The organism is Pseudomonas sp. D1-36 (genome assembly GCF_051132205.1).
Classification (GTDB): Bacteria; Pseudomonadota; Gammaproteobacteria; order Pseudomonadales; family Pseudomonadaceae; genus Aquipseudomonas.
This window is the reverse complement of record NZ_CP071674.1, coordinates 341,984-362,485: the sequence shown is the minus strand read 5'-3', so window position 1 is coordinate 362,485 and position 20,502 is coordinate 341,984. Positions and strand designations below refer to the sequence as shown.

Sequence of the window (20,502 nt, the reverse complement as noted above, 5' to 3'; positions counted from 1 at the left end):
GTCAGTCCTCAGCCTTTGTAGGAATCGCAGAAAGCTTGCGCTTCAGCGACGTCGAGGGTGCCCTCATAGATCGCACGCCCGGTGATTGCGCCGATGATGCCCGGTGCCTTGGCGTCGAGCAGCGACTTGATGTCACCCAGATTATGGATGCCACCGGAAGCGATCACCGGGATCTTGGTGGCAGCGGCCAGCGCAGCGGTGAACGGTACGTTGCAGCCCTGCATCATGCCGTCTTTGGCGATGTCGGTATAAACGATCGAGGACACGCCGTCGGCTTCAAACTGCTTGGCCAGATCGATGACCTGCACGGAGCTGATTTCAGCCCAGCCATCGGTGGCGACGAAACCGTCTTTGGCATCCAGGCCAACGATGATTTTGCCAGGGAACGCGCGACAGGCTTCAGCGACGAAAGCCGGGTCTTTCACGGCCTTGGTGCCGATGATCACGTAGCTCACGCCAGCTTTGACGTAGTGCTCGATAGTTTCCAGCGAGCGGATGCCGCCACCGATCTGGATCGGCAGGTTCGGATAGCGCTTGGCGATGGCCGTGACCACTTCGCCATTGACCGGCTGGCCTTCGAAAGCACCGTTCAGGTCAACCAGATGCAGGCGACGGCAGCCGCCCTCCACCCACTTGGCGGCCATGCTCACCGGGTCATCGGAAAACACCGTGGAGTCTTCCATGCGGCCCTGGCGCAGACGTACGCAAGCGCCGTCCTTGAGATCGATAGCGGGGATAATCAGCATCTGGCAAACCCTTAAATACGAGTATTCAGCTTGGCTCGGGAATCAGTTTTTCTCGAGCGCCCACAAGTCGCTTTCAATGCTTTCGAACCTTTCTTTAAGGTGCGCCTGCACATCGAAAATCGCCCTGTTGTAATAGTGCGGAGCAATTTCGCGGGTAAACAGGTCAAGAATTTCCGCCGCTTCGAACGAGCCCAGGTCCAGCTCGAAACGTTCCTCCATGAACCGCTGGATCTTGCGGTTCGCTTCACTTTCCTGCTCAGGCGTGAGGGTGAGGATCGGCGGTTTCTTGCGTGCCATTACCAGCGTCCGTCCCATGCGGCGAAGTTCTGCAATAGCTGCAGGCCATGGGTATGGCTCTTCTCCGGATGGAACTGCACGGCGAAGCGCGAACCATCGGCCAGGGCCGCGGCGAAATCGACGCCATAGTGACCGCTGCCCACCACCTGCCGCGCGTTGCCGGCGGCGATGTAGTAGCTGTGCACGAAGTAGAAGCGCGCCAGGTCCGGGATGTTGTGCCACAGGGGATGATCGACCGCCTGCTTCACTTCGTTCCAGCCCATGTGCGGGACTTTCAGATGTTCGCCATCCTCATGCAGGCCCTTGCCGAAAAACTTTACCTGGCCGGGGAACAGCGAAATGCAATCGACGCCATCGTTCTCTTCGCTGCGATCGAGCAAAGCCTGCATGCCCACGCAGATGCCGAGGAACGGCCGATCCTGGCTGACTTCGTGCACCAGCTTGTCGAAGCCCAGGCGACGAATCTCGGCCATGCAATCACGAATCGCGCCGACACCGGGGAACACCACGCGGTCGGCTTCGCGAATCACATCGGCTTCGCTGGTGATCAGCACCTTGCCGGCGCCCACGTGCTCGAGGGCCTTGGCCACCGAGTGCAGGTTGCCCATGCCGTAATCGATAACCGCGACCGTCTGCATTACAGCACGCCCTTGGTGGAAGGCATCTGGCCGGCCATGCGGTCATCGAGCTCCACCGCCATGCGCAGCGCGCGGCCAAAGGCCTTGAACACGGTTTCGATCTGGTGATGGGTGTTGTGCCCGCGCAGGTTGTCGATGTGCAGGGTCACGTTGGCGTGGTTGACGAAGCCCTGGAAGAATTCCTGGAACAGGTCAACGTCGAAGCCGCCGACGGTGGCACGGGTGTACGGCACATGCATTTGCAGGCCAGGGCGGCCGGAGAAGTCGATGACCACGCGCGACAGCGCTTCATCGAGCGGCACGTAGGCATGGCCGTAGCGACGGATGCCTTTTTTGTCGCCGATGGCCTGGGTGAAGGCCTGGCCCAAGGTGATACCGACGTCTTCCACCGTGTGGTGGTCGTCGATATGCAGGTCGCCCTTGCTGACGATGTCCAGGTCGATCAGCCCGTGACGGGCGATCTGGTCCAGCATGTGCTCAAGAAAAGGCACGCCGATATCAAACCGGGCCTTTCCGGTGCCATCCAGGTTGATCGAGGCTTTGATCTGGGTTTCCAGAGTGTCGCGCTCGACAGACGCCTTACGTTCGGCCATCACCAGCTCCGCAAAATCATTGGGCGAAAAAGGCAGCCATTATAGGGGCGCGAGCGGCAAACAGAAACAAAAGAGGTGACATCACTGACGGGTTGAAAACCGGGCTGTCGGCGATAGACATGTGCATACAAGTCTAAGCCATGCCCATAAACAACTGTGGGAGCGAGCCTGCTCGCGAAAGCGGTGTGCCAGTCGACATTACCGTTGACTGATACACCGCCTTCGCGAGCAAGCTCGCTCCCACAAGGGCTGCCCTGACCTGATGATCAGGGCAACGGTCTTAACGGAACAACACCGCCGTCTTCTGCAGGGTCACCCACACACCCCACGCCAACGGAATGCCCACCACCAGCCAGGCGGCGATTGCCAAAGGCTTGGTGCCCGGCGCGGCTTTCCATTCCAGCGAAGTGGTGCTGTCGGCGCCCTTGTCATGGCCCAGCGCCTGTTCAGCGGCCAGTTCGGCGTCGGTCATGAAATACTTGTCGGCGACCGGACGGACCATCAGGTTACACAGGAAACCCAGCACCAGCAGGCCGGCCAGGATGTACAAGGTGATGTCATAGGCCGCGGCACGCTCGACGCCGATGCTCAGCTGATATTCACGCAAGTAGTTCACCAGAACCGGGCCCAGCACGCCTGCCGCCGCCCACGCCGTCAGCAGACGACCGTGGATCGCGCCAACCATTTGCGTACCGAACAGGTCCGCCAGGTAGGCCGGCACGGTTGCGAAACCGCCGCCGTACATCGACAGGATGATGCAGAACGCCGCCACGAACAGCGCGATACTGCCCAAGTGACCCAGGTTCGGGATCAACGCGTACAGGGCAACACCCAATGCGAAGAACACGAAGTAGGTGTTTTTACGGCCCAGGTAGTCCGAGAAGGACGCCCAGAAGAACCGGCCACCGATGTTGAACAGGCTCAACAGACCGGTGAAACCGGCCGCAATGGCAGCGATCTGGCCCAGTTGCACGGCGTCCAGCTGACCGAAAGGCAGGTCGTTGCCCAGCAGTTTGCCGCCAAACACTTCCTGCAGCAGTGGCGAAGCCATGCCCAGGATGCCGATACCGGCGGATACGTTCAGGCACAGCACCAGCCATACCAGGCGGAACTGCGGGGTTTTCCAGGCAACGTTCACGTGAACGTGACGATGAGTGATCATCGCGTTCGCGGCTTTCTTCGGTGCCGGGGTCCAGCCTTCAGGCTTCCAACCGGTTGGCGGAACGCGGTACGACAAGGCGCCACCGATCATGAACACGAAGTAGATCGCGGCCATCACCAGGAAGCTCTGCCAGACACCCACCTCGGTCGGCGTAGCGAAATGGCTCATCAGCGCCGCAGCCAGTGGAGCACCGACCATCGCACCGCCACCAAAGCCCATGATCGCCATGCCGGTCGCCATGCCGCGCTTGTCCGGGAACCATTTGATCAGCGTCGAGACTGGCGAGATATAGCCCAGGCCCAGGCCAATGCCGCCGATCACACCGGAACCGACCCACATCAGCCAGATCTGGTGGGTATAGATACCCAACGCGGAAATCAGCAGGCCACCGCACCAGCACAATGCCGAAACAACGCCGGCCTTGCGTGGCCCGGCGTGTTCCAGCCAGCCGCCCCAGATGGCTGCCGAGCAGCCCAGGAAGATGAAGAACAGGGTGTAGATCCAGCCGAGCATGGAGATCGGCCAGTCACATTGGGACGAAAAGACTTGCGAGATAAAGCTCATATCCGGTGCACAGGCGACAGGCTTGGTGATACCCAAGGCCTTGGACAGTGGCAACCAGAACACCGAGAAGCCATAGGCCATGCCGATGCAGAGGTGGATGGCCAACGCGGCCGGTGGAACCAGCCACCGGTTGAATCCGGGCTTGGCGATGATACGTTCCTTGGAGAGGAACGCAGGCTGGTCGGCGATGCCGTCCGCCGTGATGCTCGTGCTCATTGTGTATCCCCCAGTTATTGGAATGGTTCGCCAGCCACACCTCACCCTCAGCCTTCTTGCACGCAGGCATGACTGTATTCTGTGGTGAAGCTCCATTTTAGTGCGACATCACGTCGCAGAAGGACGGACGAACCGACAAAGGTTAACATTTGCTCGTGACAGAAAAACCAAAGTGCTATCACCTTTTTTCTCTCACTCGTCTTATCGCGCCTCTGCTGACTTTCTGTAGGGGGCAATTCGTTTATTTTTCAGGAATTTCCATGCCCATCGTTGTCGAGCACCTGAATGAAGCCACTCGTCAGGACGAGCAGGATCTGCAGAAAATCTATCGGGACGCGCCGGTCTGGCTGTTCGAGCCGTTCAGCGACGCCGCGCGACTCATAGAGAGATGTCTCGAGGAAGGCTCGTTGATCGCGGCACGCTTCAACGATCGCCTGCTCGGCGCAGCACGACTGCAACGGCACCAGAACGTCTGGCGCTTGTCCCACCTATGCGTGCGAAACGTCACTCGCCGCCGGGGCGTGGCGGAACGGCTGGTGAGCGAAGCCCGGAGGATGGCTGAGCAAGGCAACGCCGAGCTGCGACTGCAGGCGCCTGCCGGGCATCTGGAAGCCCAGGCCTTGGCGGCGAAATTGAAATTACCGCTGGATGTCGACTAGCGCCCCTGTGGCGAGGGAGCTTGCTCCCGCTGGGAGCGTAGCTCCCCAAAAACTGAATCCACGGCGCGCCTGGCATACCGATTCGCCTGGTTTTGGGCCGCTTCGCAGCCCAGCGGGAGCAAGCTCCCTCGCCACGGGGCCGTGTCTGGCCGGGTAACGGCAGCTCGAAAAATCGATCCCTCAACGCTCCACCGACCCGGGACGTTATACTCCCTGGCAAAATTTGAACTCAACCTATAAGGATTCGCCCATGAAAGCGTTCGGCAAAATCCTGGGTCTGGTACTTCTCGGGCTGTTGCTGATCATTGTGGCCCTGGGCTTTGCCCTGACCCACCTCTTCGATCCCAACGACTATAAAGAAGAGATCCGCCAGATAGCCCGCGATAAAGCCCACATCGAGCTGACACTCAATGGGGACATCGGTTGGAGCCTGTTCCCATGGCTGGGTCTGGAACTGCACGAAGCCAGTGTCGCCACCCTGGCCAACCCAACCCAACCTTTCGCCGACCTTCAGATGCTCGGGCTGTCTGTCCGGGTGATGCCGCTGCTGCGCCGCGAAGTGCAGATGAGCGATGTCCGGGTCGAAGGCCTGAACCTACGCCTGAACCGTGACAAGAGCGGCCACGGCAACTGGGAAGATATCGGCAAGGCGCCCACCTCCGCATCCACCCAGGAAGCACCAACGCCCGTCGAACAATCCACCCCGCCGGCCAGCGCACCGGCAGAAAAGCCGGCCCAGCCAACACGGTTGGACATCGACAGCCTGACCGTGAACAACGCCCGAGTGGAATACACCGACGAGCAGACCGGCAAGCAGTTCAGTGCCGAAAGCATCCAGTTGAGCACCGGCCCGATCCATGACGCTACCAACATCCCGGTTACCCTCACGGCGTTCCTGTCCAGCAACCAGCCGGCCGTCCGCGTGCGCACCGAGGTCACTGGCGAACTGCGCTTCGAACGCGCTTTGCAGCGCTATCGGTTCGAAGACCTGAAGCTGTCCGGCGAAGCCACCGGCGATCCCTTGCAGGGCAAGACCGTGAGTTTCGCGGCCCAAGGGCAACTTTCCCTGGATAAAGCGGCAAACGTCGCCGAGTGGACCGGGATCAAGCTTTCCCTCAACCAACTGCGTGCACTGGGCGAGTTGAAGGTCAACGACCTCGACAAGACACCACAACTGAATGGCGGCATTTCGATTGCTCAATTCGACTTGGCAAAGTTTGTCGACAGCGTTGGCCAAAAACTGCCAGCCATGGCGGAGGGCAGCCTGAGCAAGGTCGAACTGGCGAGCCGCATTGCCGGCACGCCGAACAGTGTCGAGCTCAACGACATCAACTTGAAGGTCGACGACAGCAGTTTCAGCGGCCGTATCGCTGTGGAAGACTTTGCCAAACAGGCCCTGCGCGTGCAGCTCAAGGCCGATACGTTCAACGTCGACCGCTACCTGCCGCCAAAGTCCGCCGAAGCCGACAGCTCCAAGGCAGCCCGCGAGGCCGAAGTCAGCAACACCGAGGCCAGTGCCATGGCCGGCGCCGGCAGCACACCCCTGCCAAGCGCTCCAACCCAAGGCGCCTGGAGCAATGATCGGCTGTTTCCGGTGGAGCGCCTGAGCAAGCTGGACATCGATGCCGACCTGACCTTCGGCCAACTGACCCTCGACAAACTGCCGATCCAGAACGCCGCGCTCAAGGCGACCGGCCTGGGTGGCCTGTTGACTCTGGAGAACCTGCGCGGCGACTTGTACAGCGGCAACTTTGAAACCAAGGGCACCCTGGACGTACGGCAGCCTACGCCACAGTTGAGCCTGCAAACCCGCATCAACCGGGTGCCGGCAGAGAAAATCATCGAAAGCCAAGGCAAGAATCCGCCGGTCAAGGGTCTGGTCACGCTCAACAGCGCGATCACCGCCAACGGCAACAGCCAAAAAGCCCTGATCGATAGCCTTAATGGCACGGCCGGTTTCGTCATCAACGATGGCGTATTGCTCAATGCCAATCTTGAACAGCAACTGTGCAAAGGCATCGCCACGCTGAACCGCAAGTCACTCACTGGCGAACCTCGCGGCAAGGACACGCCGTTCCAGCAGCTCAACGGCAACCTCACTTTCACCAACGGCGTTGCCCACAACCCAGACCTGAAAGTCCGCATTCCCGGCATGACCGTCAACGGCAACGGCGACATCGACCTGCGCGTGCTGGGCATGGACTACCGCGTCGGCGTGATCGTCGAAGGCGACAAGAGCGACATGCCCGACCCTGCCTGCCAGGTCAACGAACGCTACGTCGACGTCGAGTGGCCGTTGCGCTGCCGCGGCCCGCTGGAGTTGGGTGCCAAAGCCTGCCGCCTGGACAACGATGGGCTGGGCAAGGTCGCGGCGAAACTGGCCGGAGACCGCCTCGGCGACAAGATTGACGAGAAGCTGGGCGACAAAGTCAGCCCTGAGCTCAAAGACGCGCTCAAGGGGCTGTTCAAGCGATGACATCCGAGCAGTTTTCCGCCGCGGTACTGGATTGGTTCGACCGCCATGGACGCCACGATCTGCCCTGGCAACAGGGCATCACGCCTTATCGGGTGTGGGTCTCGGAAATCATGCTGCAGCAGACCCAGGTCAGCACCGTGCTCAATTACTTCGACCGGTTCATGGCCGCCCTGCCAACGGTCCAGGCTCTCGCCGACGCGCCGGAGGATGAAGTGCTGCATCTGTGGACCGGATTGGGCTACTACACCCGTGCACGCAATCTGCAGAAAACAGCGAAAATCGTCGTGGAGCAATACGCCGGGGAATTCCCCCGGGATGTGGTAAAGCTCACCGAACTGCCGGGGATCGGCCTGTCCACCGCTGGCGCCATCGCCAGCATCAGCATGGACCTGCGGGCACCGATCCTCGATGGCAACGTCAAGCGGGTGCTGGCGCGTTTCACCGCCCAGGAAGGCTACCCGGGCGAACCCAAGGTTGCTAAACAGCTATGGGCCACCGCCGAGCGCTTCACGCCGCAAGACCGCGTCAACGCTTACACCCAGGCGATGATGGACCTGGGGGCCACGCTGTGTACCCGCAGCAAGCCCAGTTGCCTGTTGTGTCCGCTCAAAAAAGGTTGCGAGGCGCATATGCTGGGCCTGGAAACCCGCTACCCGATTCCCAAGCCACGCAAGGAAGTGCCCAAGAAGCGCACCTTGATGCCCATGCTGGCCAATCGCGAGGGCGCCATCTTGCTTTACCGTCGCCCATCCACCGGCTTATGGGGCGGCTTGTGGAGTCTGCCGGAACTCGATGGCCTGGATGATCTGCAGCACCTGGCCTTGCAACATTCCCTGGAGCTGGGCCCGCAACAGGCAATGCCAGACCTGATACACACCTTCAGCCACTTCCAGTTGGCAATCGAACCCTGGCTGGTCCGGGTCCGGGAAACCGGCCACCACGTGGCCGAGGCCGACTGGCTCTGGTATAACCTCGCCACCCCGCCGCGCCTGGGCCTTGCCGCCCCGGTCAAAACCTTGCTCGAACGCGCGGCCGCCGTATTGAATGCAGGAGAGTTGCAATGACCCGCACCATCATGTGCCGCAAGTACAAAGAAGAACTGGAAGGCCTGGAACGCGCGCCGTTCCCGGGCGCCAAAGGCCAGGACATCTACGACAACGTCTCGGCCAAGGCCTGGGGCGATTGGCAGAAACACCAGACCCTGCTGATCAACGAAAAACGCCTGAACATGATGAACGCCGAAGATCGCAAATACCTTCAAGGCGAGATGGAGAAGTTCTTTTCCGGCGAAGAATACGCCAAGGCCGAAGGCTACGTGCCGCCGTCCGAATAAGCCTTCCAGAGCGGGGGCGAATCGTAAGCGACGGTAATAATTAAATATTTTTTGATAACTCGCTTGACGCCCCCCTGAAAAACCCGTTTAATGCGCCCCGTTGCCCAGATAGCTCAGTCGGTAGAGCAGGGGATTGAAAATCCCCGTGTCGGCGGTTCGATTCCGTCTCTGGGCACCAAATACCGAAAACCCCGATCAAGAAATTGATCGGGGTTTTTTTATTGCCTGGATTTTTCTTCCGCCGCCCTATCGACTCAGCTACATTCGTCCGCTCCCCTCCAGCAAGCGAGTCGAAATGGACATCACTGGCATCCCCTTCGGCACCACCGATTGGTCCACCATCGAGCCCACCGAGCATAAGGGCATTACCGGAACCGCTTATTGGCGAACGCGGCAGTTCGGGAGCATTCGGGTACGGATGGTGGAATACACCGCCGGTTACCTGGCCGACCATTGGTGCACCAAGGGCCATATCCTGTTTTGCCTAAAGGGCGAGCTCGATACCGAGCTCGAAGACGGCCGGCAATTTCTGCTCAAGCCAGGCATGAGCTACCAGGTGGCGGACCAGGCCGAGCCCCATCGGTCTTCGACTTCATCAGGGGCCACGCTCTTCATAGTCGATTGAGATTCGAAGCGTCCGCGTCGAAGCTGTAGGATAGATCGTCTTATCCATCAGGAATCCGACCATGTCATCGGCGAACAAACAGCACAAACGCAGCCAGCGCGCGAAGGCGAAAGCCAAGAACAACCGCATTCAGCGTGCTGCTGCGCCAAACGATTTCCTTGACCCGAACGATGAGCGCATCGACTTGGAAACCGTGGACTTGTCGGATCTGTTCCGACTCATGAGCGCCGCCGAAAAGGTCAGCCAGAAAGCCATGTGCGAAGCATTCCTGGCACATCCGCTGCTGGCGCTCGTGTTGGAACAGGAGGGCGAAGAAGAGGCCACCGACTTCATCATCACTGCATTGATCGAGTACCGTCGCCTGACCACGGGTGTCGATGAGCAGACCGCGCTGGATTGGGTGGAAAGCAAGCAATTCCAAGCCGACTATGTGGCCGCATCCCAAGCACTGAGCCAAGGCCAAGCCTGATTTTACGGCGTAGCCTGTCGTGGATTACGCCCGACGGCTGGACCCCCGCCGTGGAGGTAATGAACACCTCTTCGCCGGCCAATACCAGGAGCGACAGACCGGCATGCTGCCCGAACAATAAAGCGGGCTATTGACGATCGCCCACCCAATAAACCTGTGTAAGATTGATGCGTTTTTTTCTGCAACGCTTCACTCAAAGAGCTTCATTCTGCATGCCTGCACCGTCCGCCCCTCCGCCCTCCCTGATCCAGGCATTGCGGACTGAAACCGCTGAACTGCACATTGCCCTGGAGAAACGCTTGCCGTTTTTCTCGGAGCAACTGGATCTAGGCCTGTACCGGCGCTTGATAGCGGCATACCACGGTTTTTATGAGCCACTGGAACGTCGCCTCCATATTCTCGCGCTGACGCCGACGGGGCTGGACCAATCCCTACGCATCAAGCTGCCGGTGCTACGAGCGGATCTCATGGCGCTGGGTCTGGACGAAATGGCGATTGACTCGCTGCCCGTCTGCCAACTCCTGCCGCAGATTGATTCTCCGGCCGCCGCCCTCGGCGTTTCCTATGTGCTGGAAGGCGCAACATTGGGCGGACAGATCCTGCGACGCAGGGTGGCCGAACAGTTAGGTCTTGATTCATCCAGCGGTGCCGCTTTCCTCGACGTTTATGGAGAACTTACCGGCCGGCGCTGGAAGGATTTTCTTCAGTATCTAGGTGACCGGAACCTTGGCGACGACCAGACGCTCGAAGCCACACGCGCTGCCAAGGCGACATTCATCTGTTTTGAACGCTGGCTGGCCAGTCAGGAGGTTCTGTTATGAAACCGGAAAACCAAGAAGCCTTCGAAGAATTGCTGGCCAATTGCGCAGACGAACCGATCCGCTTCCCCGGGGCCATCCAGCCTCACGGCGTATTGCTGATGCTGTCCGAGCCTGATTTCGTGATCCGCCAGGTCAGCGCAAACGCGCAACAACTGACAGGGTATGATCCTCAAGAGCTTCTCGGTCTGCCCCTGGATGCACTGTTTGGGCAGGAACAGGCCGCAACCCTTCTGGAAGCTTTCCGCACCGAAACTGAAAGAGACAACGTTCCGCTCGACATCGTAGTGAACCAGCAGCGCTTCGACGCCCTGATCCACCGCCATCAGGGCGCCTTGGTTGTCGAACTGGAACAGCACCTGACCGACTACCGCCCCGAGGGCGTCAATGGCGAGGCCAACCTGGGCCGCATGCTGCAGCGTCTGCAAAGCGCGAAAACGCTCCAGGCTTTGTACGAAATCAGCGTGCGGGAGATCCAGGCCATGACCGGATACGACCGCGTCCTGATTTATCGTTTCGAGGAAGGAGGCCACGGGCAAGTCATTGCCGAGGCCAGCGCGCCTTCGATGGAGCTCTACAAGGGCTTGTTTTTCCCAGCATCGGACATTCCGGAACAGGCTCGCGAGCTGTATCGCACCAACTGGTTGCGCATCATCCCCAACGCCGACTACACGCCGGTACCGCTGATGCCCGAGCTGCGCCCCGATACGCAGGCGCCACTGGACTTGAGCTTTTCCACGCTGCGCAGCGTCTCGCCGATTCACCGTCAATACATGAAGAACATGGGCGTGTTGTCATCCATGAGCATCTCGCTGATGAAAGGCGAGCAATTATGGGGATTGATCAGCTGCGGCAACCGCCAGCCGCTGCATGTTCCCCACCAAATGCGCATGGCCTGTCAGACGATCGGCCAGATCCTCTCACTGCAGATCAGTGCGATGGAGGCTCTTGAACTGGCAGGGCAACGGGACGCCAAGCTCGAAGACCTCGGGGCGCTTGCCACTCTCATGGCCGAATCCAGCGAAAACGTCTTTGACAGTCTGTCCCACGACCCACAGCGTCTGATGGAACTCACCGGGGCCAATGGCGTTGCGATCATCGAGGACAACAAGCTGCATCGGCACGGACAGTGCCCGGAACCGGAGCAGATTCGTGAATTGCACAAATGGATAATGGAAACCGACCAACCGGTTTTTGCTCACCATAACCTGGGCGAAATTTTCGCGCCGGCCAAGGCTTATCCGGAGGTTGCGAGCGGTGTGCTGGCGATTCATCTGCCCAAGCCAGTGGAAAATGGCGTGCTGTGGTTCCGCCCCGAGGTCAAGCAAACCATCAATTGGAGCGGTGACCCTCAAAAACCCCTCGACCTGGAGCAAAGCGCGACCGGACTACGCTTACGCCCGAGGACGTCGTTCGAAATCTGGAAAGTCGAAATGGGGGGCATCAGTACCAAATGGAGCCATGGCGATGTATTCGCCGCCAACGACCTGCGGCGCTCGGCCCTGGAAAACGACTTGGCACGGCAAGTTCGCAAGGAGCGCCAGGCGGTGCAGGCCCGGGATGAGTTGGTTGCAGTCGTGTCCCATGATTTGCGCAACCCGATGACGGTCATTTCCATGCTGTGCGGCATGATGCAAAAGGCTTTCAGCTCCGATGGCTCCCACAGCTCGAAGCGAATTTCTTCGGCCATCGATACCATGCAGCAGGCCGCCAGCCGTATGAATTCGCTCCTGGAAGACCTTCTCGACACCTCGCGCATCGACGCCGGCCGCTACACCATCCACCCCAAGCCGATGGACGTGAGCCAGATATTCGAAGACGCGTGTTCATTACTGACGCCGCTGGCCTCTGCCAAGGCCATCGATATCTCTTTCCACGCCGAACCCAACCTCAGGATCAACGCGGACCCGGAGCGATTGTTCCAGGTGCTGTCCAATCTGATTGGCAATGCCATCAAGTTCACGCCGCAGAAAGGTAGCGTAGGTATCAGCGCAATGTCGGTAGGCGATGAGATCGTATTCAGTGTCCGCGACACTGGTGAGGGCATCGCGCCAGAACAACTGCCTCATGTTTTCGACCGTTACTGGACCACCAAGGACGGCAACCCGAACGGCACCGGCCTCGGACTTTATATTTCCAAGGGGATTGTCCAGGCTCATGGCGGTAAACTGCAGGCCGAAAGCCAGCCAGGCAAAGGCAGCGAATTCCGCTTCACCGTGCCGAAAATCGATTGAGCCGGCCACCGCCCCCTAACGAACTGGAAACCGAAGCCCAATGGCCTCACTGAACAAACAGCAGAAACGCGCCAAGCGCGCCAAAGACAAAGCCAAGCAAATCCGTATGACCGGGCGCAAATCCATCCCGATGTACGGCGATCCGGCTCACGCCACTGCCCAGCCGCCGGTCTATGTGCTGGAGCTATTCGCCAAGTTGCGTGAAGCCGAGGCCGTCAGCCGCAGCCAGATGCTCGACACGCTGCTTGCCGACGTCAGCGAAATGATCATCGAGCGTCCGGGCCTGCTGGACCTCAAGAACGCGGAAAACGAGGGCATGGCCGCCACCAACCTGGCCGCCGATATGCTGGTGGACTACCGCATGTGGGCCGACGACATGGACCGCGAGGCCGCCCAGCGCTGGCTCAGCACGCCGGAATTCATCAAGGATTTCAGCGAGGCGCTGGACCGTTATCGCCAATCCATGGAAGAGCCCGCCAGCGAGTAAGCCCTCGGCTACTCGCTGCTGTTCCAATGGAACACTAGCTTGCGCGCGGCTCCGCTGCCCACTTTGGCGGTGTCGCGACGCTCCTCGCCGTTACGCGTCGCTATCACGCTGTAACTGCCCGGCGGCAGTTGTACATACACCAATGGGCCTGCGTCGCTGAGCGTCAGCAATGTCTGTCCCGTTGAGCTCTGCACGGTCACCTCCACATCCGGGACGTATTTGCCCTCCGGGCCGATCGCAAAAGTCATGTGCAGGTTGTAGCCCTGGGCCTGTTCGATGGCCCGGGCTTCGTCTTCGCCGATACCGCCGGACAGGTAGCTGATACCGTTCTGTTGCATGGGCTGGACCTGGACGCCTGCGTTGTCGATGGGCGCGAGGTTGGTGGCGTTGAGCATGATGGGAAAAAGCAGCGCACCCAGAACGATGGGGCAATATAGCAACTTCATGACCACAACTCCTGGTAGGGAACACCACCTCGTTCGATCGTTTTATAAACACCCATGTTCAGATCGATTGGAAGTTGAGCCGAATGCCAAACGGAATAGACAACGCTCATCCGGTTAACCCTTCCCACCCCCGCCCAAAGCTGGCACCATCGCGCCTTTTTTTACGCGACTCCCCGGGCAAATCGCCGATGGACAGGGTTCAAACAGCCGTTCGGTTGTTGATGGCGCGACAGTCTGCTGCGCCGATGCGACAACCTGTCACTCATCATCGGTCTACCATCCGAAGCGCTGTTGGCTGTCATTCGGACGCATGCTAGCTTGGCCGCCTCGCCAGGAAGGCTGCCAATAGCAAGGGAGCACAAATCATGAGGACCGCACATGGCCCAGGCCACGCCCGCGCTTGAAATCCGCAACTTGCACAAACGCTACGCAAAGCTGGAGGTGCTCAAAGGCGTCTCGCTGACCGCTCGCGACGGTGACGTGATCTCGATCCTGGGTTCCTCCGGCTCCGGCAAGTCCACGTTTTTGCGTTGCATCAATCTGCTGGAAAATCCCAACCAGGGTCAGATTCTGGTCGCAGGCGAGGAGCTCAAGCTCAAGGCTGCCAAAAACGGTGAGCTGATTGCCGCCGATGGCAAACAGATCAATCGCATGCGCAGCAAGATTGGTTTTGTATTTCAAAACTTTAATCTCTGGCCGCACATGAGCGTGCTCGACAACATCATCGAAGCCCCGCGCCGCGTGCTGGGCCAGAGCAAGGCCGAAGCCGTGGAAGTGGCCGAAGCCTTGCTGGCCAAGGTCGGCATTGCTGACAAGCGCCACGCCTACCCTGCCGAACTGTCCGGCGGCCAGCAACAACGTGCCGCCATCGCCCGCACATTGGCGATGCAACCTAAAGTCATTCTGTTCGACGAGCCGACTTCTGCCCTTGACCCGGAAATGGTCCAGGAAGTACTAAGCGTGATCCGCGCCCTCGCCGAAGAAGGTCGTACCATGCTGCTCGTAACCCACGAGATGGGCTTCGCCCGCCAGGTATCGAGCGAAGTCGTGTTCCTTCACCAAGGGCTGGTCGAGGAGCAAGGGTCGCCACAGCAGGTCTTCGAAAACCCGCTTTCGGCGCGCTGCAAACAATTCATGTCCAGCAACCGCTAACGGAGCAGTACCTATGCAGACCTACAGGAAATTCTTTTTGGCTGCTGCCGCCAGCCTGGTCTTCTCGGCCAACGTCATGGCGGCCGACAAACTGAAAATGGGCATCGAGGCGGCCTATCCGCCGTTCAATAACAAGGATGCCAGCGGCCAGGTCGTAGGCTTCGATAAAGACATCGGCGACGCGCTGTGCGCCAAGATGAAAGTTGAATGTGAAGTGGTCACTTCCGACTGGGACGGCATCATTCCGGCCTTGATGGCCCAAAAGTTCGATTTCCTGATTTCTTCGTTGTCGATCAACGAAGAGCGCAAGCAGGCCGTTGATTTCACCGACCCGTACTACTCCAACAAGCTGCAGTTCATTGCGCCGAAAAACGTCGAGTTCAAAGTCGATAAAGATTCCCTCAAGGGCAAGGTCATCGGAGCCCAGCGTTCCACCCTGGCTGGTACCTGGATGGAGGACAACATGGAAGGCGTCGAACTGAAACTCTACGATACCCAGGAAAACGCCTATCTGGACCTGACCTCCGGCCGCGTTGACGGGATCCTGGCGGACAAATACGTGAACTACGACTGGCTGAAAACCGACGCCGGCCGTGCCTATGAGTTCAAGGGCGACCCAGTGGTGGAAGGCGACAAGATCGCCATTGCAGTGCGCAAGGGTAATGACGAACTGCGCAACAAACTGAATGCCGCGCTTAAGGAAATCGTTGCCGACGGCACCTATAAAAAGATCAACGACAAGTACTTCCCGTTTAGCATCTATTGATACTGACGTGCCTGGCCGGCGTTGCTACCCAATAGCGCCGGCCCTTAGCAAAGCCTGCCGCGATATGAACACACGCCCATGATGATCGACCTCTACGGATTCGGCCCGGCGCTAGCCGCCGGCGCGCTGATGACCGTCAAGCTGGCCCTTTCGGCTCTCTGCCTGGGGCTGGTGCTCGGCCTGCTCGGCGCCTTGGCCAAGACCTCCCCGTACAAGCCGTTGCAATGGCTTGGCGGCACCTATTCGACACTGGTCCGCGGCATTCCGGAATTGCTCTGGGTGCTGTTGATCTACTTCGGTACCGTCAACCTGATGCGTGCCTTGGGTGAATATTTCGGCAATCCCGACCTAGCCCTCAATGCCTTCGCCGCCGGCGTCATCGCCCTCGGCCTATGCTTTGGCGCCTACGCCACCGAAGTATTTCGCGGTGCGATCCTGGCGATACCCAAGGGGCACCGTGAAGCCGGCGTGGCGCTTGGCCTGTCGAAATGGCGGATCTTCACCCGATTGATCCTGCCGCAGATGTGGCGCATCGCCCTGCCCGGCCTGGGCAATCTGTTCATGATCCTCATGAAGGATACCGCACTGGTTTCGGTGATCGGCCTGGAAGAAATCATGCGCCACGCGCAAATCGGCGTGACCATTTCCAAGCAACCGTTCACTTTTTATATGGTCGCAGCGCTTATGTATCTGGGCCTGACGGTGCTCGCCATGATCGGCATGCACCTGCTGGAAAAACGCGCCGCCCGCGGCTTTGCCAGGAGCACCCAATGAACTGGGATGTCATCATCAAATGGCTGCCGAAACTGGCCCAGGGCGCCACGCTTACACTGGAGCTGGTGGCCATCGCGGTGATCGCCGGCTTGCTGCTGGCGATCCCATTGGGTATCGCCCGTTCATCGCGGCTGTGGTACGTGCGGGCGTTTCCCTACGCCTACATCTTCTTTTTCCGTGGTACGCCACTGTTGGTCCAGTTGTTCCTGGTCTATTACGGCCTGGCACAGTTCGATGCCGTGCGCAGCAGCGCGCTGTGGCCGTATCTGCGGGACCCGTTCTGGTGCGCCACGGCCACCATGACCCTGCACACCGCCGCCTACATCGCCGAGATCCTGCGCGGCGCCATCCAGGCCATTCCCCGCGGCGAAATCGAAGCCGCACGAGCCTTGGGCATGTCGCGGCCCAAGGCGCTGTTCTACATCATGCTGCCCCGGGCCGCGCGCATCGGCTTGCCCGCCTACAGCAACGAAGTGATCCTGATGCTCAAGGCCAGCGCCTTGGCAAGCACGGTGACCCTGCTGGAACTCACCGGCATGGCGCGCACCATCATTGCCAGGACCTACATGCCAGTGGAGATTTTCTTCGCGGCCGGCATGTTCTACCTGCTGATGTCCTTCGTACTGGTGCAAGGCTTCAAGCAGCTTGAACGCTGGCTGCGCGTCGATGCCTGCCAAGGGCGCTGACAGCCAAGTGCTGACGGGTGAAGCATTGCTCACCCGTTTCACCGCGCTGGATGCGTTTCTTACAACGCACCAGTCACTATGGAAGCCTCGGCCCTTCACGCATCTGCAATTGCCTTGGGAAACGTCCCACCCGGAATTGGCCCGATGGCTACGCGAGCGTTCGCTGGACGCAGCGGAAAACGACCATCATCAACCATGGTTGATTGAGAGCGCGCCAGCGCCATTCCCGGAACTGGCTGCTCTCTCCCGGGCATTGAGCGCCGTGGCTGAATTGCCGGCCAACTCGCTCGAAGCTCCCAGCCATCGCCTCAACGTCGACGTACCCGGGCGCAAATGGCAGCAGATAGAAGCCTTCGCCAGCCGCCTGCGCTTCACCACCCCACCGATCCATTGGCTCGATTGGTGCGCCGGTAAAGGCCACCTTGGCCGGCGCCTGTTGCAGGATGGACAACAACTGACCTGCCTGGAACACGACCCCGCCTTGGTCGCCAGCGGCCAGTTGCTGAGCCAACGCCATCACCTGCCCGCCACGCACTCGCAACAAGACGTATTGGCGGCAGACGCAAACCAGGCGCTGCGCCCCAGACACACCCCGGTGGCTCTGCACGCTTGCGGCGACTTGCATGTGCGCCTGATGCGTCTGGCCAGCGCCGCTGGCTGCGCACAATTGGCTATCGCGCCGTGCTGCTACAACCGCATCAGCACCTCGGAATATCAGCCGCTGTCCGACGCCGCAAAAGGCTCTGCCCTACAACTGTCGCTCGACGATCTCAGCCTGCCGCAGACCGAGACCGTCACCGCAGGCGCCCGCGTAAGAAGACAACGGGACCAATCCATGGCCTGGCGCCTGGGTTTCGACCTGCTGCAACGTCAAATCAGAGGGGGCGACGACTACCTGCCTACTCCCTCGTTGCCCAGCGTCTGGCTGGAAAAATCCTTCGCCCAGTACTGCACCGACCTGGCTGCCCTGAAAGACTTATCCACAATCGGCACGCCTGATTGGGTCGCCCTGGAAGCAGCCGGCCACCAACGTTTGGCCGAGGTGCGTAACCTGGAATTGATGCGAGGCCTTTTCCGCCGCCCCCTGGAGCTTTGGCTGGTCTTGGACCGGGCACTTTTCCTTACTCAAAAAGGCTACAACGTCCGCCTTGGCACCTTCTGCGAGACACCTCTGACACCGCGCAACCTGCTGTTGCTGGCAGAACGTTAATGAGGCGAAACAGCCTGTGGATAACTCTGTTGATGAATTAAACCAGGATCCAAGAAAACCGCGATTTCCGGGCTGAATCTCAGCTGGTCATTTTTTGTTCACATGGATAAAAAACCATGAAAACAGCAGCTTGCGAGCAAACGGGAAAGCGGTCACAAAACAGAAAGATATCTTTCGCAGCGTCCTTTCGATTGTGCATAAGCGTTTGAGCAAACCAGCATAAAGGTTGGGTCTGGCGTCTTTTGCGCTCAGGCATCAAGTGCTTTGGCTTGCCTCGATTCGAGTCAGGCAACCGCACGCTACCAGGCCCCTCGCGCCCCGCCCAGCGGCGCCACATCCACCAGAACTGCAGCTCGTCTAAAAATAGTCAGAATTCAGGGGTTTACAGAAGCCTCCCAATCGCTATAATCGTCGCCCACACGCCGGTATAGCTCAGTTGGTAGAGCAACTGACTTGTAATCAGTAGGTCCCGGGTTCGACTCCTGGTGCCGGCACCATACAAAACAAAGCCCTCGCAGAAATGCGGGGGCTTTGTTGTTTCTGGTGTGCTCTCCTGCCTCCGCTCCCTGAGAAAACCTGTGGGAGCGAGCTTGCTCGCGATGAGACCATCAACCCACCGACGATCTTCTCGTCCAAGACACGAGCAGCCGTCCCCAGGCCAGCTCAACCAAACAACATCTTCTGCCAGTGATCCTCACCCACAATGGCAATCGAAGCAACCGCTTCCCGCAGCTCCACTGCCATCATGATCTTCGTTCCGTAGGTACTGTGGCGCCACTGCTCATTACCCACGCTGCCGACCACCAGATAATGCACCTTCTTACTCACCCCGCCCCCAATCAAACCGCCACGCTCCTCGACCAGAGCCTGACAATTTTTGCGCGGCCCGTAGGCCATGACGCCTGTGAATACAAATGTACGGCCGTCCCACACCAAGTCAGGGACGGGCGAGTTGAACGGAAGGTCTGTCGGAGCGAAGGCAGCTGCACCGCCGACCTGGGGTCTATCAATGCCCACGCCAGAGAAACTACTCAGGATGTTAAGCAGCTCAAGAGACTCATCCGGGTCCAGGGCATCGTCCTGAAGCATGGACGCCAAACGCGAGTACAACAAATTGATCACCGGGTCATTCAAATGAGCGAGGTTGTTTTCCAACCACTGCTTTAAAAAGATCGCTTCGTGGGTGTTCACGACGCCGTCCGCCGTGATGCCAGCGGCCAGCCCGACCAGGGCATCGGCGGCACGCCGATCGATGCGGGACTGGTGGAAGAATTTGCTGTTTTCGAATTCGTTGTGTAGGTCCATTACGTGGGCTCCTTGAGTGTGTTGGCGAGGCTGACGCATTACCGATGGAGAGAAATATTGTGTCCAAACCTAGCAATTCTGCGCGCAATTTCCGGGTTTTATCTGAAAATAAATCCGTCCCCTTTTTCTCGAATTCGCCCTTCAAGTCTCGCCTGACGGTAGCCGCAACCTGCTTGCACAGAACGAAAGCTACCTGGATTTTCAACAAGGAATCGTCCGCCCCACACGGGACATTCTTCACAAGAACAACCTCAAAGGCTTTCATGAGTTGCGGGCGGCCTATGCATGCGACCGCTATGAGCAAATCACCCATCATCTAGCGCCCATCAATGGTGGTAGTTGCTACCAAATCGACCGGCGCCTCGACCAGCAGGCCCGAGTGCAAATCAGCTATGAGTTGGGACACAGCCGTGTCGACGTGGTGTCGGCTTATATTGGCGGTCGGAAATGAGCAAGCCATTCGATATGGAGCTGTTCTTGGCGGGCGTTCTGACCGGGTCGCATTCCACGCGCCAACGCCACCTGCGTCCGGCAAAGGCTATCCAAACAGCAATTGCTGAGCGCTGGCAACGAGACAATCCATGGACCTGGCAGAGAAAGTATTTTGTCTGGATTCTGAATCAGCACCTGAACCATCGCGCTAAATCGACTCGCTACTACTATCTGCTGACCATGCATCTAATTACTGACCGGTTAGGAAAACCATGGAAACTCAATCGTTAGGTGAAAATCCACAGCCGGCCAACGCGTGCTGCGCCTTAATTTATAGTTTGGCGTTGACTCAGGAACAGGCGGTGCTTGCACACAGCCAGGCTAAAAGCGAGCGGGGATCACAGTTAAACGATG

At 59.2% G+C, this 20,502-nt stretch carries 22 protein-coding genes, 2 tRNA genes and 1 pseudogene; 18 read left to right on the top strand and 7 right to left on the bottom strand.

Annotated features, from left to right (window positions below; genetic code table 11):
• Nucleotides 1–8 precede the first annotated feature (8 nt).
• The 5 genes from hisA to J3P76_RS01655 all read right to left on the bottom strand — a co-directional run bounded on the left by hisA (nucleotide 9) and on the right by J3P76_RS01655 (nucleotide 4,216).
• Nucleotides 9–746, bottom strand: coding sequence for a 1-(5-phosphoribosyl)-5-[(5-phosphoribosylamino)methylideneamino]imidazole-4-carboxamide isomerase (hisA, locus tag J3P76_RS01675; RefSeq protein WP_434561136.1), 738 nt, complete (start codon nucleotides 744–746; stop codon nucleotides 9–11).
• Nucleotides 747–788: 42 nt separating this feature from the next.
• A complete protein-coding gene (locus J3P76_RS01670; protein ID WP_030141479.1) occupies nucleotides 789–1,043 on the bottom strand; it encodes a DUF2164 domain-containing protein in 255 nt (84 codons plus the stop codon).
• Entirely contained in the window at nucleotides 1,043–1,681 is a 639-nt protein-coding gene (hisH, locus tag J3P76_RS01665) for an imidazole glycerol phosphate synthase subunit HisH (RefSeq protein WP_434608276.1), read from the bottom strand. The genes J3P76_RS01670 and hisH overlap by 1 nt, the downstream gene beginning before the upstream one ends.
• Nucleotides 1,681–2,274 (bottom strand): imidazoleglycerol-phosphate dehydratase HisB, encoded by a 594-nt coding sequence (hisB, locus tag J3P76_RS01660; protein ID WP_024778052.1) that lies wholly within the window; start codon nucleotides 2,272–2,274, stop codon nucleotides 1,681–1,683. Before hisB ends, hisH begins: the two co-directional genes overlap by 1 nt.
• A gap of 280 nt (nucleotides 2,275–2,554) precedes the next feature.
• On the bottom strand, nucleotides 2,555–4,216 hold the full coding sequence (locus J3P76_RS01655) for an OFA family MFS transporter (protein ID WP_434561140.1): 1,662 nt from the start codon (nucleotides 4,214–4,216) through the stop codon (nucleotides 2,555–2,557).
• Between the two features lie 260 nt (nucleotides 4,217–4,476).
• On the opposite strand from J3P76_RS01655, the gene panM reads away from it, so the two are divergent.
• The 10 genes from panM (at nucleotide 4,477) to J3P76_RS01605 (ending at nucleotide 13,317) form a co-directional block, all read left to right on the top strand.
• The gene (gene panM, locus J3P76_RS01650; RefSeq protein ID WP_434608280.1) at nucleotides 4,477–4,875 is read left to right on the top strand and encodes an aspartate 1-decarboxylase autocleavage activator PanM; all 399 of its coding nucleotides are present in this window, start codon (nucleotides 4,477–4,479) and stop codon (nucleotides 4,873–4,875) included.
• Between the two features lie 250 nt (nucleotides 4,876–5,125).
• Complete coding sequence (locus J3P76_RS01645) at nucleotides 5,126–7,351, top strand: AsmA family protein (protein WP_434608282.1); 2,226 nt, start codon at nucleotides 5,126–5,128, stop codon at nucleotides 7,349–7,351.
• On the top strand, nucleotides 7,348–8,415 hold the full coding sequence (gene mutY / locus J3P76_RS01640) for an A/G-specific adenine glycosylase (protein WP_434608285.1): 1,068 nt from the start codon (nucleotides 7,348–7,350) through the stop codon (nucleotides 8,413–8,415). The genes J3P76_RS01645 and mutY overlap by 4 nt, the downstream gene beginning before the upstream one ends.
• Nucleotides 8,412–8,684, top strand: a complete 273-nt coding sequence (locus J3P76_RS01635) for an oxidative damage protection protein (RefSeq protein ID WP_039592693.1) — start codon at nucleotides 8,412–8,414, stop codon at nucleotides 8,682–8,684. Before mutY ends, J3P76_RS01635 begins: the two co-directional genes overlap by 4 nt.
• Nucleotides 8,685–8,786: 102 nt before the next feature.
• A tRNA-Phe gene (locus J3P76_RS01630) sits at nucleotides 8,787–8,862 on the top strand.
• A 117-nt stretch (nucleotides 8,863–8,979) separates the two neighbouring features.
• On the top strand, nucleotides 8,980–9,309 hold the full coding sequence (locus J3P76_RS01625) for a DHCW motif cupin fold protein (RefSeq protein ID WP_420766345.1): 330 nt from the start codon (nucleotides 8,980–8,982) through the stop codon (nucleotides 9,307–9,309).
• A 61-nt stretch (nucleotides 9,310–9,370) separates the two neighbouring features.
• The gene (locus tag J3P76_RS01620) at nucleotides 9,371–9,778 is read left to right on the top strand and encodes a hypothetical protein (protein WP_420766346.1); all 408 of its coding nucleotides are present in this window, start codon (nucleotides 9,371–9,373) and stop codon (nucleotides 9,776–9,778) included.
• 212 nt (nucleotides 9,779–9,990) lie between these two features.
• A complete protein-coding gene (locus J3P76_RS01615) occupies nucleotides 9,991–10,599 on the top strand; it encodes a biliverdin-producing heme oxygenase (protein ID WP_434608288.1) in 609 nt (202 codons plus the stop codon).
• Nucleotides 10,596–12,830: an ATP-binding protein gene (locus J3P76_RS01610; protein ID WP_434608291.1), complete on the top strand. Its 2,235-nt coding sequence runs from the start codon at nucleotides 10,596–10,598 to the stop codon at nucleotides 12,828–12,830. The genes J3P76_RS01615 and J3P76_RS01610 overlap by 4 nt, the downstream gene beginning before the upstream one ends.
• Before the next feature lie 40 nt (nucleotides 12,831–12,870).
• Nucleotides 12,871–13,317, top strand: coding sequence for a hypothetical protein (locus J3P76_RS01605; protein ID WP_420766349.1), 447 nt, complete (start codon nucleotides 12,871–12,873; stop codon nucleotides 13,315–13,317).
• A gap of 8 nt (nucleotides 13,318–13,325) precedes the next feature.
• Here the strand turns inward: J3P76_RS01605 and J3P76_RS01600 are convergent, their stop codons facing one another.
• Nucleotides 13,326–13,763, bottom strand: a complete 438-nt coding sequence (locus J3P76_RS01600; protein WP_434608295.1) for a carboxypeptidase regulatory-like domain-containing protein — start codon at nucleotides 13,761–13,763, stop codon at nucleotides 13,326–13,328.
• A gap of 378 nt (nucleotides 13,764–14,141) precedes the next feature.
• Here J3P76_RS01600 and J3P76_RS01595 point away from each other — a divergent pair, with 378 nt between their 5' ends.
• The 6 genes from J3P76_RS01595 to J3P76_RS01570 all read left to right on the top strand — a co-directional run bounded on the left by J3P76_RS01595 (nucleotide 14,142) and on the right by J3P76_RS01570 (nucleotide 18,848).
• Nucleotides 14,142–14,915, top strand: coding sequence for an ABC transporter ATP-binding protein (locus tag J3P76_RS01595; RefSeq protein ID WP_434608297.1), 774 nt, complete (start codon nucleotides 14,142–14,144; stop codon nucleotides 14,913–14,915).
• A 13-nt stretch (nucleotides 14,916–14,928) separates the two neighbouring features.
• Nucleotides 14,929–15,681, top strand: coding sequence for an ABC transporter substrate-binding protein (locus J3P76_RS01590; RefSeq protein WP_434561154.1), 753 nt, complete (start codon nucleotides 14,929–14,931; stop codon nucleotides 15,679–15,681).
• A 78-nt stretch (nucleotides 15,682–15,759) separates the two neighbouring features.
• A complete protein-coding gene (locus J3P76_RS01585; RefSeq protein ID WP_420766353.1) occupies nucleotides 15,760–16,455 on the top strand; it encodes an ABC transporter permease in 696 nt (231 codons plus the stop codon).
• Nucleotides 16,452–17,141, top strand: coding sequence for an ABC transporter permease (locus J3P76_RS01580; protein ID WP_434608301.1), 690 nt, complete (start codon nucleotides 16,452–16,454; stop codon nucleotides 17,139–17,141). Before J3P76_RS01585 ends, J3P76_RS01580 begins: the two co-directional genes overlap by 4 nt.
• The gene (locus J3P76_RS01575; protein ID WP_434608304.1) at nucleotides 17,122–18,351 is read left to right on the top strand and encodes a methyltransferase; all 1,230 of its coding nucleotides are present in this window, start codon (nucleotides 17,122–17,124) and stop codon (nucleotides 18,349–18,351) included. Before J3P76_RS01580 ends, J3P76_RS01575 begins: the two co-directional genes overlap by 20 nt.
• A 421-nt stretch (nucleotides 18,352–18,772) precedes the next feature.
• Nucleotides 18,773–18,848, top strand: a tRNA-Thr gene (locus tag J3P76_RS01570).
• Between the two features lie 166 nt (nucleotides 18,849–19,014).
• Here J3P76_RS01570 and J3P76_RS01565 read toward each other — a convergent pair.
• A complete protein-coding gene (locus J3P76_RS01565) occupies nucleotides 19,015–19,656 on the bottom strand; it encodes a BRCT domain-containing protein (RefSeq protein WP_434701442.1) in 642 nt (213 codons plus the stop codon).
• A 127-nt stretch (nucleotides 19,657–19,783) separates the two neighbouring features.
• Between J3P76_RS01565 and J3P76_RS01560 the strand changes: the two are divergent.
• Together J3P76_RS01560 and J3P76_RS01555 are read left to right on the top strand one after the other, a co-directional pair.
• Nucleotides 19,784–20,107, top strand: a pseudogene (locus J3P76_RS01560) (integrase domain-containing protein); the annotation flags it as partial.
• Nucleotides 20,104–20,379, top strand: a complete 276-nt coding sequence (locus tag J3P76_RS01555; protein ID WP_434608307.1) for a hypothetical protein — start codon at nucleotides 20,104–20,106, stop codon at nucleotides 20,377–20,379. The pseudogene J3P76_RS01560 and the gene J3P76_RS01555, both read left to right, overlap by 4 nt.
• Nucleotides 20,380–20,502: the final 123 nt, after the last annotated feature.